At 70.2% G+C, this 15,537-nt stretch carries 12 protein-coding genes; 5 read left to right on the forward strand and 7 right to left on the reverse strand.

Going from position 1 to position 15,537, the window contains the following annotated elements; all coding sequences use genetic code 11:
- Positions 1–230: 230 nt before the first annotated feature.
- The 3 genes from C503_RS0114230 to C503_RS0114240 form a co-directional block, all read right to left on the reverse strand.
- Entirely contained in the window at positions 231–1,277 is a 1,047-nt protein-coding gene (locus C503_RS0114230) for a putative adhesin (protein WP_018682884.1), read from the reverse strand.
- Between the two features lie 118 nt (positions 1,278–1,395).
- Complete coding sequence (locus tag C503_RS0114235; protein ID WP_026316300.1) at positions 1,396–2,244, reverse strand: NmrA family NAD(P)-binding protein; 849 nt, start codon at positions 2,242–2,244, stop codon at positions 1,396–1,398.
- On the reverse strand, positions 2,237–3,112 hold the full coding sequence (locus C503_RS0114240) for an EamA family transporter (RefSeq protein WP_281170507.1): 876 nt from the start codon (positions 3,110–3,112) through the stop codon (positions 2,237–2,239). The genes C503_RS0114235 and C503_RS0114240 overlap by 8 nt, the downstream gene beginning before the upstream one ends.
- A gap of 79 nt (positions 3,113–3,191) precedes the next feature.
- Between C503_RS0114240 and C503_RS0114250 the strand changes: the two genes are divergently transcribed.
- Positions 3,192–4,064 (forward strand): LysR family transcriptional regulator, encoded by an 873-nt coding sequence (locus C503_RS0114250; protein WP_018682888.1) that lies wholly within the window; start codon positions 3,192–3,194, stop codon positions 4,062–4,064.
- Between the two features lie 229 nt (positions 4,065–4,293).
- On the opposite strand, the gene C503_RS39320 is transcribed toward C503_RS0114250, so the two are convergent.
- Together C503_RS39320 and C503_RS39325 are read right to left on the reverse strand one after the other, a co-directional pair.
- Positions 4,294–5,358 (reverse strand): hypothetical protein, encoded by a 1,065-nt coding sequence (locus tag C503_RS39320; protein ID WP_018682890.1) that lies wholly within the window; start codon positions 5,356–5,358, stop codon positions 4,294–4,296.
- Positions 5,274–6,398 (reverse strand): transporter substrate-binding domain-containing protein, encoded by a 1,125-nt coding sequence (locus tag C503_RS39325; protein WP_051114822.1) that lies wholly within the window; start codon positions 6,396–6,398, stop codon positions 5,274–5,276. The genes C503_RS39320 and C503_RS39325 overlap by 85 nt, the downstream gene beginning before the upstream one ends.
- Positions 6,399–6,631: 233 nt before the next feature.
- Here C503_RS39325 and C503_RS0114270 point away from each other — a divergent pair, with 233 nt between their 5' ends.
- Together C503_RS0114270 and C503_RS0114275 are read left to right on the forward strand one after the other, a co-directional pair.
- On the forward strand, positions 6,632–8,047 hold the full coding sequence (locus C503_RS0114270) for a WGR domain-containing protein (RefSeq protein WP_018682892.1): 1,416 nt from the start codon (positions 6,632–6,634) through the stop codon (positions 8,045–8,047).
- A 493-nt stretch (positions 8,048–8,540) separates the two neighbouring features.
- Entirely contained in the window at positions 8,541–10,175 is a 1,635-nt protein-coding gene (locus tag C503_RS0114275) for an amidohydrolase (RefSeq protein WP_018682893.1), read from the forward strand.
- Here the strand turns inward: C503_RS0114275 and C503_RS0114280 are convergent.
- Positions 10,160–12,283: an NACHT domain-containing protein gene (locus C503_RS0114280; protein ID WP_156893208.1), complete on the reverse strand. Its 2,124-nt coding sequence runs from the start codon at positions 12,281–12,283 to the stop codon at positions 10,160–10,162. The genes C503_RS0114275 and C503_RS0114280 overlap by 16 nt on opposite strands.
- A 160-nt stretch (positions 12,284–12,443) precedes the next feature.
- On the opposite strand from C503_RS0114280, the gene C503_RS0114285 reads away from it, so the two are divergent.
- Positions 12,444–13,577, forward strand: coding sequence for a Vgb family protein (locus C503_RS0114285; protein ID WP_018682895.1), 1,134 nt, complete (start codon positions 12,444–12,446; stop codon positions 13,575–13,577).
- A 91-nt stretch (positions 13,578–13,668) separates the two neighbouring features.
- Positions 13,669–14,661, forward strand: a complete 993-nt coding sequence (locus C503_RS0114290; RefSeq protein ID WP_018682896.1) for a tetratricopeptide repeat protein — start codon at positions 13,669–13,671, stop codon at positions 14,659–14,661.
- A 78-nt stretch (positions 14,662–14,739) separates the two neighbouring features.
- Here the strand turns inward: C503_RS0114290 and C503_RS0114295 are convergent, their stop codons facing one another.
- On the reverse strand, positions 14,740–15,477 hold the full coding sequence (locus C503_RS0114295; RefSeq protein ID WP_018682897.1) for an ANTAR domain-containing protein: 738 nt from the start codon (positions 15,475–15,477) through the stop codon (positions 14,740–14,742).
- Between the last annotated feature and the right edge of the window lie 60 nt (positions 15,478–15,537).

The following is a 15,537-nucleotide window of genomic DNA, read 5'->3' on the forward strand; positions in this document are numbered from 1 at the left end:
GTGGCGTTCCCGGAGTTGAACGATCCGCTGCGGTTGACCGCCGAGCAGTACGCGGCGGTGTCGGGAATCGACCAGTTCGACCGGATCGCCATCTGGGGGCGGCTCGGACTCCGGGTCGTCGACTTTCGCGCACTCGCCGAGGGGCGACGAACCGACGTCCTGCCGCTCCGGACCGAGCGACAGGCATCGGACCCGGCCGAAGCGGAAGGCGCGCGCACAAGAGGTGACGCTCAGATCGTGTACGAGTGTTCCTTCAGGTACGCGGCCAGGTCCGGTTCCGAATGGACGATCGCCTTGGCCGCCGGGTCCAGCTTCCGCAACAGGCCCAACAGGTTCTCGCCGCGAAGGCCGCCGTCGAAGAGCTCGCAGGCGTTGAAGGCGGCGGCCCAGGAGGCGAAGGCGGGGACGGTGGACCAGCGGACCCGGTCCTCGGGGTCCAGGCCGTACCAGGCTCCATGTTGGACCTCGAAGGGTTCGCGGAGGAAGTTGGGGATCAGTGCGCGTTCCTCGGGGGACAACGGTGGTTCGGCGATGACGAGGTCGCGGAGGGATGGGTAGTCGCGGAGGAGGCGGAGGCGATTTTCCGGAGTGGTGGCCTTGACCAGGGCAGGGGCGGCGGCGCGGTCGGCGGCGATCTTCTTGCGGAGGTCGTGGCAGCTCGACCAGGCGCGGATCTCGTCCTCGACGGCCAGGAGGCGGATGCGTTCCTTGGCGGACAGCGCCTCCCAGGTGGTGTCCTGGGTCTGCGCGGGCATGGCGACGAACCGGGTGACCCAGCCGAGCAGGGCGTCGAACACGGACTGGTCGCGGCCTGCGGGGGTCATCAGGTACGGGGGTTCGACCGGGCGGTGGTTCTCGCGCAGGCGGCAGGCGATCACCAGGAGGCGCTGCCAGCCTTTCTCCGCGGCGATGGCCAGTACGCCGCCGCACTTGTGGGGGCCGTCCTTGGGGCACTTGGCGGGGGTCTCGCAGAGGTGGATCGGGTCGCGGCGGGACGCGGTGCCGACGACGAGCTTGGGGAGGGTCAGCTCGTCGAACGTCTCCACCGCCAGTAGCTCGTGGTCGCGGAAGGGGCCGTACTCGTAGTTCGGGATGGTGGTGCCCGGGTCCATGGTGTACATCGGCGTGCGGGGGTTGTCCCGCTTGAGCAGCTCCAGCAGGTTCACCATCAACAGCGGCGCGTCCGGCTCGGTGAAGAACCGCACCTGCAGGCCCTTCGGCACGGTGACCTCGTCCCGGCCGTTGTGCTGCCCGTGCCCGATCACGACACCGTCCACTGCCGCCTCCCTCACCCGTCTCGACGATCATCAATCGTCCGGGTGGGTGTGGACGTAACGTGTGGTCGACGAGGTGTGGATCACCGGACGAAGTTCCTACGCCTCAGGCCCCGACAACCTACGATCGCCGCCCGCGCAGCCAGGTAGCGAACGTCAGCAACCCAGGGTACCGATCGCGAAGCGCGTCGATATCAACCCGAAACCCCTCGGCATCAATCCACCGATACATCCGCGCATACTCCGGCACCTCAGCCCACAGCTCCTCCCCCGCCCTCCGAACAAACCGCGTAGGAACCCCGTCAGCCCCACTGAACAATTCGCCGATCCGCCGCACAGCCACCTCATCCCCCGCGATCTCGGCAGTAACACCCACAAAGACCGAGGGCTTGTCAAAGGCATCCGCCACAATCCGCCCGATATCGGCAAGCGCAATCATCTGAAGCGGAGTGTCCGCATCCAACGCCAAAGATACGACCCGCTCGCCATTCACCGTCTCCGGCAGCAGATACTCCCAGTTCTCCATGAAGAACACCGGCCGCAGCACCGTGGCCGTGGCACCGATCGACCAGATGTACTCCTCGACCCGAGCCTTCGACGCGAAGTGCGCGACCCCGGTCTCCCGATCAGCCCCAGCCACAGAGCTGTAGACCAGATGCGCCCCAGCCGCCAACGCAGCATCCGCAACGTTCCGACCTCGACGTATCTCAGTCTCCGGATCCGGTCGAGCAAAGTCCGCGGCCTGCACACTGAAAACCCCGCGCATCCCCCGAGCCGCCACCCTCAGCCCAGCCGGATCATCAAGGTCACCGACAACCAGGTCCGCCCCCAGCGCCTCCAGAGCCTTGGCCCCCACAGCCCCGGGATCACGAACCAACGCATGCACAACCCACCCATCACCGAGCAACGCCCGAACGACAGCACCTCCCTGCCCGCCAGTCGCCCCGGTAACCAGAATGTTGTCAGACACGGTGAACCCCTTCAAAGACAGGCGCGGGCAACTGCCCCGCAACGATGGCCGCAAGCGACAGAACGAACCCAACGAGCTGGACCGGCCGAAGCACCTGGTCAAGCACAACAGCACCAAGTACCCCAGCCACCAACGGCGACAACAGAACGAGAACCGCGACCGAGGCAACCGGCAGCTCGGCAATCCCCCGAAACCAGAGCACGTAGGCGATCAGACCGCCAACCGACCCAAGCCAGAGGTAGCCGACCACCGCAGGAAGATCCACGACAGGGGGCGCCCCTTCGAAGAGAACCGTGACAGGCACAAGAAACAGGCCGCCCGCTGTGAGCTGCCACCCGGCAAAGGCAGTGACGCCGACCCCGGCGGGACGTCCCCACCGCTTGGTAAGAGTCAACCCAAGCGCCATCGTCCCCGCGCAACCAAGACCCGCGAGCACCCCGACCACGTCAAAGCCCGCAGCAGGCCCGATCACCACGAGCCCAACCCCCACGACACCGACCACTCCCCACATAAGGCGCCACCCGGACACCCGTTCCCGCAGGACCACCACCGCCAGCGCCGCGACGAACAACGGCTGAGCAGCGGCGAGAGTCGCGGCGACGCCACCGGGCAATCGTTCGGCCGCGATGAACAGCAATGGAAAGAACAGCCCGATGTTCAACAGTCCCAACACCGCCGCCTTGCCCCACCACCCTCCACAAGGGAGCGTCCGGCTGCTCGCCAACGCGACCAGCCCGGCGGGCAACGCGCGTAGAAGTCCGGCGAACAGCGGATGTCCCGCCGGGAGGAACTCGGTCGTGACGACATAGGTCGTGCCCCAGGCCATCGGCGGGATCGCCGTCAGGAGGGGCTTCGGTGGGCTGCGCACACTCGAAAGCCTCGTCCGCCGCGATCAATCAGTCCAACACATGTTTGTCAAGCTATCCATCTTGATCCAAGATTGATCCATGGAGCTTCACCAGCTGCGCTATGTCATCGCCGTCGCCGAGCTGAACAGCTTCACCAAGGCCGCGGAGCACTGCCGGGTCGTCCAGTCCGCGCTCAGTCACCAGGTCGCCCGCCTGGAACGGGAGTTGGGCACGCGCCTGTTCGAACGCACGAGCCGCCGCGTGCGGCTGACCCCGGCCTGCGCGGCGTTCCTGCCCGCCGCGCGGCAGTGCCTGGAGGCAGCCGAGCGGGCGAAAGCCGAGGTCGCGGCCGCGCTCGGCGAGATCCGCGGGCGCTTGGCCGTCGGGTTGATCCCCACGGTCGCGGCGGTGGACCTGCCGCAGGCGCTCCGGGAGTTCCACGAGCGGTACCCGCAGGTCAGGATCGGACTCCGGGTCGGCGCGAGCGACGAGCTCGTCGACCAAGTGCGCGAAGGCGTCATCGAGGTGGCCTTCCTCGGTCTGCCGACCACCGCGCACCCCGAGGGCGTCGAGGCCCGCGAGCTGGCCAGGGACCGGCTCGTCGCCGTGGTCGCGCCGGATCATCCGCTCGCCGGGGAGAAGACCGTCGACCTGCGCAGACTCTCGACCGAGGTGTTCGTGGAGCTGCCCGCGGAGACCGCCGCGCGGCTCCAGTCCGATCAGGCCTTCACGGCCGCGGGTCTCAGTCGGGACGTGGCCTACGAGGTGACGACGGCGGACTACATGGTCCGGCTCGTCGAACAGGGCCTCGCGATCGCGTTCTTCCCCGCCGCCTACGTACCGAAGCTCAGCGGGGTGACCACGATCGAGGTGACGGACGCGCCCACCCGCGTCGAGTATGTGATCTGGAGCCGCACCGGCCGAACCCCGGCCGCGACGGCTTTCCTGGGGATCCTGGGTATCGAGCCCTGATCTCGTCGCCGCTAGTGGTGCGAGTTGGGGGTGGGTGGAGATGACCTGGGACGGGTCGGACCGCTGTGCGCCGTGCTGGTGATGATCGTGATCGCGACGCCTGCGACCATCGCACTGTCCGAACAGGACATCTCAGTCGGCTGGCTCGCGCTGGTGCTGTTCGCGCACAGCATCGGCGTCACGCTGGCGAACGTGACTGCGATGGCCGCGCCCTGCACGGCGGTTGTTCCTACTGTCCAGGGGAACCAGGCGGTAACCGACCTTCGCAGCGGGGGTCGTCGGTGGGTTGGTGGGTGGGGAGGAGCCATTGCAGGGCGGTCCGCTCCACCTGCCAACCGTGCACCGACACCGTGCTGTACGGCATCGTGTCGGCGTCGGGGCACAACGTTGTCGCCTGCACCAGGTCGTTGCGGATGAAGTCGATGTCGCCGTCGTCGCCCAGCAGCAGGGTCATGTGGTCGTCCACGTCGACAAGCCCGCCGCGGGTGAGCTGGGTCGGGGTCGGGTTGCCGACCTCCAGCGCGACCGTCGCCAGGATCGGGGTGCGGAGGAAGATCGCGCCGATGGCGATCGGCGCGATGAACGCGGCGACCGTGGCGGGCCAGTGCGTGGCGGCGCGGACCAGGCGGGGCGGCAGCGGGCCGGTGAGGAACGGGCCGATCACCGGCGGCACGGCGAGCAGCAGCGCGGTGACCGGCTCGCCGCCGTGCACCCCGGCCAGGATCGCCGGGCCCATCCAGGCCAGCTCCGCCACACCGACCACGATCGGGAGCAGCACCCCGGTCTGGCCGACCATCGGGTGACCCGGCGGGTAGCGGCGGCGCATGGCCAGGCCGAACACCGCCAGCAGCAGCGCGCCCAGCGTCGGCAGGAACCGCAGCTCCCAGCTCAGCGCCGCCCACATGCCCGCGGCCACGGCCACCCAGCCGGGCAGCCGGTCGGCCGTCCTGGTGAGCCACGACGGGCGGGCGGGCCCGTCGTCCGCGCAGGCCCGCAGCAGGTCGCCGAGCACCCGGACGGTCAGGATCACCACCGGCGGCACCCAGGCGAGCGAGATCACCAGGGACGCCACCAGGCCCAGCGGGCTGACGTGCCGGACCAGGATCAGCATCGTGGGCACGTCCTGCCTGCTGAGCGTCCACAGCCGCAGCACCAGCAGGATCAGCGGGAAGCTGGGCAGCAGCGCGAGCGCCCACTGCCAGCTGGGCTTCAGCTCACCGGGCGCCTGCGCCGCGCGTTCGGCCGGGGCGTCGTCCGGGTGGTGGGGCCGCTGCCCAGGTTCTGCCACGGCCACTGCCGGACATCCTCCTTCTCCGCGTCGGGTTGTTGGTCGATGGCGACCCGCTGGTCACCGCTGGCGGGCTGCTCGACCCGCAGCGAGCGGTCGAACGCCTCCTCCCACCGGGTGTCGTTCGGGTCGTGCTGCGACTTGTAGAGCGACAGGTTGACCAGCTTGCGCAGGGCCTCCTTGTCCTCGGTCTTGCCGCCGGTGCTGATCCCCCACAGCTCCTCACCCTCCAGGCTGATGTTGTGGCCCTTCAGGGCGGGATGGCCGGGGTTGGCCAGCGTGTCCTGGTAGAGGAAGCCCGCCAGGATCACCGCGTCGGTGGTGACCGCGTCCACGTCGTGGGTCTCGGTCAGCCGCTTCATGCAGGTGGAGATCTTGTCCTCCAGCACCACCACGATCCCGGCCTTCGACGCGGGCGAGGCCGAGGTGGACGTGCCCAGCGTGCACACCCGCTTGCCGGTCAGGTCCGGCAGGGCGTGCACGTCCGGGTGGTCCGCCAGGGTGACCACGGACTGCTCCGTGCGCAGGTAGGGCGAGGAGAAGTTCACGTACGGGGTGCGCTGTCGCTCGTCGGTGATGCTGTAGGCGGCGATGACCATGTCGAGCTGCACGCTCTTGCCGTCGGCGAGCACCGACGCCTTCTCCCGGTCCTCGTTGCTCACCGTGTAGAAGTGCACCTGGTCGCGCCGGAACCCGAGATCGGCCGCGACCAGGTAGGCGATGTCGATGTCGAAGCCGCGGTAGGTGTGCGTGGCCGGGTCCAGCTCGGACACGCCCGGCATGTCGGACATGACCCCGATGCGCAGCTCGGACTTGGTGTCCAGCAACGCCTGGTGCCGCAGGTCCGCGATGGACGGCTTGGCCTGCCACCAGATGTAGACCCCGGCGGTGACCACCAGCGCGCCGAACACGATCCAGGCGACGAACCGGATGTAGGACGCGCGCCTGCCCCGCCGGGCGGCGCGCTCGGCCCGCTCGGCGTCCTCGTCGACCTCGACCGCGTCCGCCGCGGCGTCGCCCGTGCTGTCCTCGTCCATCACCCTCATCCCGCCTGCCACCTCGGATAGGCCATGTAATCATCCCGGGCACCTTCCCCGTCGGGAGTTATCCACAACGAGACATGGCGGGTCGCGGGGCATTCTTCTCTTGTCCGGCAGAAGGTTTGCGCGAGCGTCGGTGCGGATCGTCGCGCAGGCGGTCCACCCCGCGCGTGACCGGGTCGGGACTGTCGGTGTCCCCCGATAGTGTGCGGGCAGGTCACCGAGAGAAGAGGAACCGCATGTCCGCCACGACGTACCTGGAGCTGTCCGAGACGGACGGCGCGCACAAGTTCTACGAGGTGCGCGTCGAGGGCACCGAGGTCACCATCACCTACGGGCGGATCGGGGAGCAGGGGCAGGTCCGGACCGCGTCCTTCGCCGACGCGGCCAAGGCGGTGAAGGCGGCCGAGAAGAAGATCGGCGAGAAGGTGCGCAAGGGGTACGCGCCCGCGGTGCGGGGTGTGCGGCAGCGGCGGGCGGTGAGCAGGCGGCAGATTGTCAGCACGCGTTCGACCGCCACCCAGGCGCCGGTGCTGTGGCGGTTCGCGTCCGGGGCGCCCGCGTTCGGGATCTTCATCGGCGAGGACCACGCCTGGGTGGGCAACGAGAACGGCGACGTCTACACGCTGACCCACGACGGCGTGGTCACCGGCCGGTTCGGGCTGCCGGACGCGGTGAAGTGCATCGTGGCCGACGACTTCTGGATCTACGCGGGCTGTGACGACGGGCAGGTCTATGACCTGGGCGCGAAGGTGCCCCGGGTGGCCTACGAGATCGCCAACGACGTGGACATCTACTGGCTGGACATCCACGACGGCGTGCTCGGCGTGTCCGACCGGGAGGGCGCGGTCACGGTCGTCGACCACGAGGACGAGTTCCAGTGGGCGCGCCCCAGCGGCGGCGACAGCGGCTGGATGGTGCGCTGCTCGGCGGAGGGCGTGTTCCACGGTCACTCGCGCGGGGTCACCCATTACGCGAGCCGCGGTGACCGGGTGTGGCACGCGGAGACCGACGGCGCGGTGCTGTTCGGCTGGCAGGAGCGGGCCGAGGTGTTCGCGGGCACGAGCCGCGGCTGGGTGCACCGGTTCGCCAAGTCCGACGGCCGCGCGGTGGGCGCGTACCGTTGCGACGCGGCGGTGTTCTCCTGCGCCACCTCCCCGGACGGCGAGTTCGTGTTCGCGGGCGACAACCAGTCCTCGATCTACTGCTTCGCCGCCGATGGCACCCGGCTGTGGAAGCTGGGCACCGGCTGCGGCTCGGCGTTCTCCATGCAGTACCGGGACGAGCGCCTCTACCTGGTGACCACGGACGGTTCCCTGGCCTGCGTCGACGCCAGCCCGACTGCGGTGCACGCGGCCGAGCAGGGGCAGCTGCCGCCGCGTCAGGACATCAAGGCGGGCACGGTGGCCCGGGTCGAGGCCACGGCCGAGGTGGAGGTCGTGACGGCGCCGGGGGATGGTGTGGTGGTCGAATGCGTACAGGAGTCCGGTCGCGTGCGGGTGCATGTGGTGTCGGAGGGTTATAACCAGGCGTGGGGGGTGCAGTTCCCCAAGCACATTCGCGTGCCGGGGGCGCGGTATGTGGTGTCGGAGGTGCTCACGTCGGCCAGCGGCTCGTTCTATCGGGCGCGGGGCGAGATCAAGCGCATCCGTTAGGTGAGGGGTGGGTGCTGGGGTTCGCCCCGGCGCCCGGCTGCGCCGAGCGGGACCGGTGGCAGCTTCGGTTCCCGACGGGTGCGGTTGTCCACAGGTCGCCGGAGTCGTCCACAGTTCCGGATCGGGGGATATTGACAAGTCTCGCGATTTCGTAGGGTCATAGGCGGGCCCGCCCCCTGGTGGGGCGGGGCTTCTCAAGATGGCGACTCGGGGCGATCCGGGGGGTGTGATTCGCTCGATCGTGGGGACTTGGTCCATGGCATCCAGATCGGGCGGCCGCTTCCCGCGATTCACGGGTTCACCTGGGAAAGCCGTCATTCGTGTTGGCGGTCCCGGTCGCGCGCGGTTGGCCGTCAGCGCATCCTTCTTGTCCGGAGCCGCACGAGCACCCACGGGCCGGTTCCGCCGGGCTCCGGGCGAGCCAAGACTGCCCAGCACGGCACCTGCCGGAGCCCGATGACCGCCGACGACCCGACCGGGGAGTGACCGCACCTTGGCAGCCGACCTGATCCTCACCAACGCCACCGTCTACACGGTGGACGCCGACCGGCCGTGGGCCACGTCGTTGGCCGTCGAGAACGGCAAGGTGTCCTCGCTCGACGAGGTCGAGGCGGGGCCCGACACCGAGGTTCGCGACCTGGGTGGCGCGTTCGTGATGCCCGGTCTGGTCGACGTGCACAACCACCACGCGCTGGCCGGGCGGTCGGCGCTGTTCGAGCTGACTTTCGGGCTGGACAAGGGCTTCGAGGAGATCCTGGACGCGGTCCGCGAGCACGCGCGCGGCCTGGGCCAGGACGAGTGGGTCGTCGGCGGCGCCTGGGCGTCTACGCTGGTAGACACGATCTCGCGGGAGTCGGCGCGGCGTGCGCTGGACGAGGCCGCGGGCGGGCGGCCGGTGGTGCTGTGCGACGACAGCAGGCACAACCGGTGGGCCAGCACCCGGGCGCTGGAGCTGGCGGGCGTCACCGACGCGACCCCGGCCCCGGCGGGCGGGGAGATCGTGCGCGACCCGGAGACCGGCGCACTCACCGGCGTGCTGCTGGAGGCCGCGGGCGTGCAGATCGAGCGGGCGCTGCGCAAGGCCCAGCCGCTGAGCGCCGAGCAGAACGTGGCCGCGTCCCGGTACGGCATCGGCGTGCTGCACTCGTTCGGCATCACCGCGTTCCAGGACGCGGGCGTCTCGGTGGACATCCTGCAGGCCCTCAAGGAGCTCGACGACGCGGGCGAGCTGCAGGCGTGGGTCGTGTCGTCGCTGCTGCTCAACGATCCCATCTTCGGTTTCGACCCGATCGGCAGGCCGCTGATGGAGCTGGCGGGCCGGTACCGCGGCCAGCGACACCGCCCGGACTTCGTGAAGATCTTCCTCGACGGCGTGCCACCCACCCGCACCGCCGCGTTCCTGGACCCGTACCTGCCGGACGAGGTGCACGGCGCCTGCTTCCACGGTGCCACCACCATGCCGCACGGCGAGCTGCTGGACTGGCTGCGCGCGGCGGCCGAGGCCGGGCTCGGTGCCAAGATCCACTGCACCGGTGACGCCTCCGTGCGGGCCACCCTGGACGCGGTGGAGAAGCTGCGGGCCGAGGGGCACGCCACGACGAAGTTCCAGGTCGCGCATGGCCAGTTCGTGCACCCCGACGACCTGGCCCGGTTCGGCGCGCTGGGCGTGGCCGCGGACATCTCCCCGTTCCTGTGGGTGCCGGGCGTCATCCCGACCGCGATCGGCAACGTGCTGCCCGCCGAGCGCGCCGCCCGGATGCAGCCCAACCGCGAACTGCTCGACACCGGCGCGCTGGTCGCGGGCGGTTCGGACTGGCCGGTCAGCGAGTCCCCGAACGCGTGGGAGGGCATCCAGGGCCTGATCACCCGGCAGGACCCGGCGGGCGTGCACCCCGGTTCGCTGTGGGCGGAGCAGGCGATCACGCTCGCGGAGGCCGTCGAGGCGTTCACCCTCTCGGGGGCTCGGGCGATGGGCGTGGACGACGTGACCGGGTCGCTGGTGCCGGGCAAGTCGGCGGACTTCCTGGTGCTGGACCGGAACCCGTTCGAGTCCGAGGTCACCGACCTGATGTCCACCACGGTCGACGAGACCTGGTTCGCGGGCAGGCAGGTCTACGCGCGCGGCTGAGCTTCCGGTACCCGGCGCCGATTCGGTGCCGGGTACCGCTCTGCCAGGTGATCGCGCACGATCAGGTGGCGGAACTGGTAGGCGGGTCCGGTCTGGCGCAGTACGCCCTTGCGGTGGGCGTGGCGCAGGAAACGGGACAGCCGCAACGGGAGCCGCCGGGTCGTGGCGAGGTGCAGGCGGGCGACCGTGTAGGTGACCCATGCCGATCCGGACGCCGCGATCACGCAGGTGGTCACGAACAATCCGATGATCACCGGGAAGGTCCAGCTCTCCCGGACGGAGTCGTCGAGTTCCGGATTCACCCCGAGGAACAGCCGCATCCCGACCCACACCAGCACGGCCACCACCAGCCCGCTCATCCCGCCGGTGAACAGCAGCACGTCACGGTCGGCGCGGAGCAGCACGGCCGGGGTCACGGCCGTGTCCTCCGCGGCGGGCGCGGTCAGCCAGCGCCCCAGGCCGACCAGCAGGGCGACGACGGCGGTGAAGACCAGCAGCCAGCCGGACACCAGCGGCCAGGCCAGCATCGTCACGACCGCGACCGGCCCGACGGCGACGGCGGCACCGAGTCCGCTGCCCAGCGCGTTCACCAGCTGGGAGCGTGCGGGGCGGACACGATGGGGTCGCGGGGCGCGGGAGCGGCTGAGTCCGTGCGTGAGCATCACGACCAGCAGCACCGCCACGGCCGGGATGAGTATCGGCAGCGGAAGGTCGTGCTCCAGGTTCCGCAGGATCATCCGGGTCCACTTCCCGGCGACCAACAAACCGATCCCGGTCATCAGCGCGGCCGCGACGACGAGCGCGACGGCGGCGGCCACCGTGTCCCGCACCGCGTCGCGCTGGCCGGATCCGGCGCGGTCCGACGTGGTGCGGATCGCCGCCACCACACCGATCAGCAGGCCGCCGAGCGCGCCGAAGACGGTGCCCGGCGGGACCGACCGGTTGGTGGGCATGACAGCCTCGACGCAGGCCCCGATCGCCGTCCCGAAGATCAGCAGCGCGAGGACCAGGGGGATGGTCAAGGCGTGTCGGGGCAGGGCGCGCGCCAGCCGCCACCACTCGTAGTCGGGTCCGCCCTGGTCTTTCACGTGGTGGGCGAGGAAGGTGAGCCAGCGCTGTTCGCGCGGGTCTGGGTAGACGGCGGGCAGGTAGCGGTCCACGAGGTGGTCTCGGATCTCCTCGGCGGTGTCGTGTGTCCGCAGGGTGGCCGGGTCGGCGGGCCGCCGGTAGACGCGTCGGGCGAGGCTGATCATCAATGGCGTGGACAACGCGCTCGCCACGGTCGTGTCGTGCAGGACCGTGCTCCAGCGGTCGGTCTCGGCGTCCTCGCCTTGGCGCAGGAAGTCCGCGATGTCGGCGGCCACGACCGGCCGGATGTCGACGACGGCCGCGTCCGGTAGCGGATGTCCGGCCGCGGTCACGGCCTGGGCGTACTCGTCGCCGCGGCAGGTGAGCACCAACCGCAGACCGGAGCGCTCCACCTGGTCGAGGACGCGGCCGCGCGATGGCATCTCGTCCAGGCCGTCGAGCACCGGCACGATGTCGCCCGCGGACAGTAGCCGGGCGACCAGTTCGCGCGAGTGGCCCGGGTAGTCCTCGACGATTCGGCGTGTGCACCACGCGCGTAGTGGCTCGTCGGGGTTCCAGCCCGCGATGGACAGCAGGACGGGGACGGTCGCGGTTAGATCCAGTGCTGCGAGGGTGTAGAGGATTGCGAGCGTGCTCTTGCCCGCGCCGGGCACGCCCAACACGACCAACTGGTTCCGTGGGCCGTCCCGCATCTCCTCCACGAGTTGCTGGGCCGCGGGGCGAGTGTCGTCGGGCTCGTGCAGCAGGGATCCGTCGATGACGCCCGAGTCCCGGGAGCGCACGCGGTCGGCGGCCGTGTGCCAGCGCAGTCGCAGCGGTCTGGGTTGCAGCAGGTCGCGCGACCGTGCTTCGGTAGCCCATTGGTCGCGGACCTGCGTACGCAGCAACGAGAGCGCGACGGACTCGGGCGTGGGTGCGTGGTGGTGGATGCCGCCGGTGATGGTCTCCGCCTGGATGACCGGACCGTGCACCACGCCACTGACCACGTTGTGCGTCCCGGGCGGCTCGCGGTCGTCCACCACCGCAGGATACCGGCGCCTGCAATCCGCCGTTCGGGGTTATGTCCACAATGGACATGACTGATCGGTCGCCGGGCAGGCCAACGATTCCTTCGATCGAGTGATGCGCCTGCCGGGACCCGGCGACTAGCATCGCGGACGGTCAACCCCGGGAGTCCCGATGCTTTCCTTGCGGCGCAAGCTGATCGCGCTCACCACCGTTCTGCCGCTGCTGCTCGCCCAACCGGCGGCGGCCGCCTCACCGATCACCGAATACGGCCCGGTGCCCTCGGCGCTGCCCGTGGGCGGCGTGTGCGAGGTCGAGTTCGACGACCGGGGTTCGCTGTGGGTGGAGCAGTACCTGAGCAGCCAGGTGGCCCGGTTCGACCCGGCGACCGGACGGTTCACGAACTTCAGCACCCCCATGCCGTTGTCCGTGCCGGGCGGCATGGACCTGGACCGGGCGGGCAACCTGTGGATGCCCCAGGTCACCGGCAACAGCCTGCTCCGGGTCGACACCACCGACGGCTCGATGACCGAGCTCGCCCTGCCCTGGGCCAACGCGTTCAGCGGGCACGCGCTCGGCATCCCCCTGCACACCGGCCTCGGCCTGGCCAACGACATCGCCCTCGGCGCGGACGGGGCACTGTGGTTCACCCTCGGCGGCCTCGACTCCATCGGCCGCTACGACCCGGCCACCGGCGCGTGGAGCAAGTACCGGGTGCCGGGCGAGATCCTGGGCCAGGTGGGGGCGCTGTTCGGCATCATCAAGCCCGGCCCCGGCCGCACGGTCGTCTTCGACCTCCCCCAACTGAACAAGGTGGCCACCCTCGACGTCGACACCCACGCGTTCACCCAGTATCCGATGCCCACCCCGGCGTCGTTCCCGGTCGGCGTGCGCACCGGCTCGGACGGCACGATCTGGGTGGGCGAGGCGCTCGGCATGAAGATCGCCCGCATCAACCCGGCGACGGGGCAGATCACCGAGTACCCGCTGCTGGGCGTCGACGGCCTGCTGACCAGCATCCTCGACGGGCTGGGCATCGGCAGTATCGGCAACCCGCTGCCGATGCCGGGGCCGATCGCGGAGGCGAGCGACGGGAACATCTACTTCGCGGTGAGCTTCCCGGCGTTGTTCGGCCTGGGCAACCAGATCGCCCGGTTCGACCCGGTGACGCACGAGGTGCGGATGTGGCCGACACCGTCGTCGGCCTCGTACCCGTGCGATATCAACGTGCACGAACCGGGTTCGGTGTGGTTCGGCCTGTTGACCACGAACCGGATCGGAAGGCTCGACATCACCGCGACCCGGTAGCGCGCTCGGCACCGGCACCGGTCGAACCGAACGAAATCGAGGAGATCGATAGCGTCCGGCTGGTGTAGGCATTCGGGCTATGACGAGTTCGATGGCGGTTCCGGTCCGCAACCCGGCCGACCGCCTGTTGCACGCCCTCGCACAACTCAGCGCGGCCCCCATTCCCCGCGAACTCATCACCCCCGCGCTCGTGGCGCCCCCGCGCGATCTCTCCCAGTCGGCGATCGACAGGGCGCTCGACCAGTTGCGCCGCCACCACCTCGTCACCGCCCGGTCCACCGTCAAGGTGCACCCCCTGGCCCGGCAAGTCGTCCGCCTCATGGCGCGGCCCGCCCCCGCGGACTGGGCGCTCGGCATCGAGAACGCCCTGATCGGCTTCACCCTCGACCGCCTCGCCCAGACCAGCTCGCCCGATCCGGTCCTGCCGCTACTCGTCCCCCACCTGGTACGCCTGACCATGATCGACGCGTGGCACTCCTACCGCGCCGTCCGCGCACTCCTGAACTCGCTGGCCGACCGACTCAGGCGACACGGCGACACCGACGCCGCCGTCACCGTCCTGCGACGAATCCTCAAGGCCAACGAGCTGCGCTACAGCGCGACGCACCCCCGAGCCTCGCGCTGTAGGCGCAATCTGGCCGCCGCGCTGCAAGAACTCGGCAGGCACCGGGAAGCAGCCAGACTCCACCGCGCCACCTACGACATCCGGCGCCGCACTCTCGGCGCGGACCACCCGCACACCCTGCGCAGCCAGCGCGACCACGCGGACGCGCTACCCGTCCTGGGCCGACACAGGAAAGCCGCCGAGCTATACCGCGCCGAACTGGAGACCCGAGCCCAACGCGAGGACCACCCCAACACCCTCGACACCCGGACCAGGCTCGCCACCGCCCTGCACGCGCTGGGCCGCTACGAGGAAGCCGCCGACCTCCACCGCGCCGTTCTCACGGTCCGCCGCCGCACCCGGGGTGAGCGGCATCCGAGCACGCTCCGCGCCCGCGTCGACCTCGCCGTCACCCTGGACGCTCTCGGCAGAACGGGCGAAGCAGCCGAACTGCGCGGCGAAGACCACCGTTCGACCTAGTGGCGCGCCCCGGAGCGTGACTGCGACTCGACCCGTCAATACCCGGATGACGTTCCGGGGCGAGCCACCACGTGCAGGTCAGTCCAGGGTGTGGTGGCGGTCGATCAGGGTCTTGGCCAGGTCGCGGAGTTTCACGTTGATGTTCTGGGAGGTGCGTCGGAGCGTGTCGAACGCCTCCTCCGCGTTGATCCCCCGGCGGGCCATCAGTATCCCCTTCGCCTGGCCGATCACATCCCGGCTGTCCAGCGCCGCGCGCAGCTGCTCCACCAGCAGCTGCTCCCGGGTGACGCCCTCGGTCGCCGCCAGTGCGAGTGAGGCGTGGGTGGCCAGGAGCATCAGCGCGTCCCGGTCGGGCTGGTCGAAGCTGCCCCGGTCGCGCGAATACACGTTCAGGGCGCCGGACAGGCGGGGCATGAGGGCGTCCGGCACCAGCGCGACCGAGGCCAGGGAGTGGAAGCCGAGCGCGGCCGCGGCCGGGCCGAAGCTGGGCCAGCGGAGGTCGATGGACAGGTCGGGGCTGTAGGCGGCGGCGGGGCCTGCCGGGTCGGCGCACTCGACGCAGCAGCCTTCCCCGTGGGTGTACTGGAGGTGGTCCAGTTCGGCGGCGATCACGTTCGTGTGCACGGGGGTGTGGAAGGTGCCGTCCGGGCCGCGGAGGGTGACGCTCACCAGGTCGGCGCCGCCGACCACGTCCGTGGTGGTCGCCACGACCCGGTCCAGCACGTCCACCAGGGTGCCCGCGGCCAGCAGGTCCTTGGTCAGCGACATCAGCTGGGTGGCCAACGGCCCGGTCATCGAGTCCCGCTCGACGGTCACGCTCTCACACTCCGCTTCCCGTTCGTCACACCGCGGAGTGAGCAGCGCTCGTCACCACGG

Source organism: Actinokineospora enzanensis DSM 44649 (assembly GCF_000374445.1).
GTDB lineage: Bacteria > Actinomycetota > Actinomycetes > Mycobacteriales > Pseudonocardiaceae > Actinokineospora > Actinokineospora enzanensis.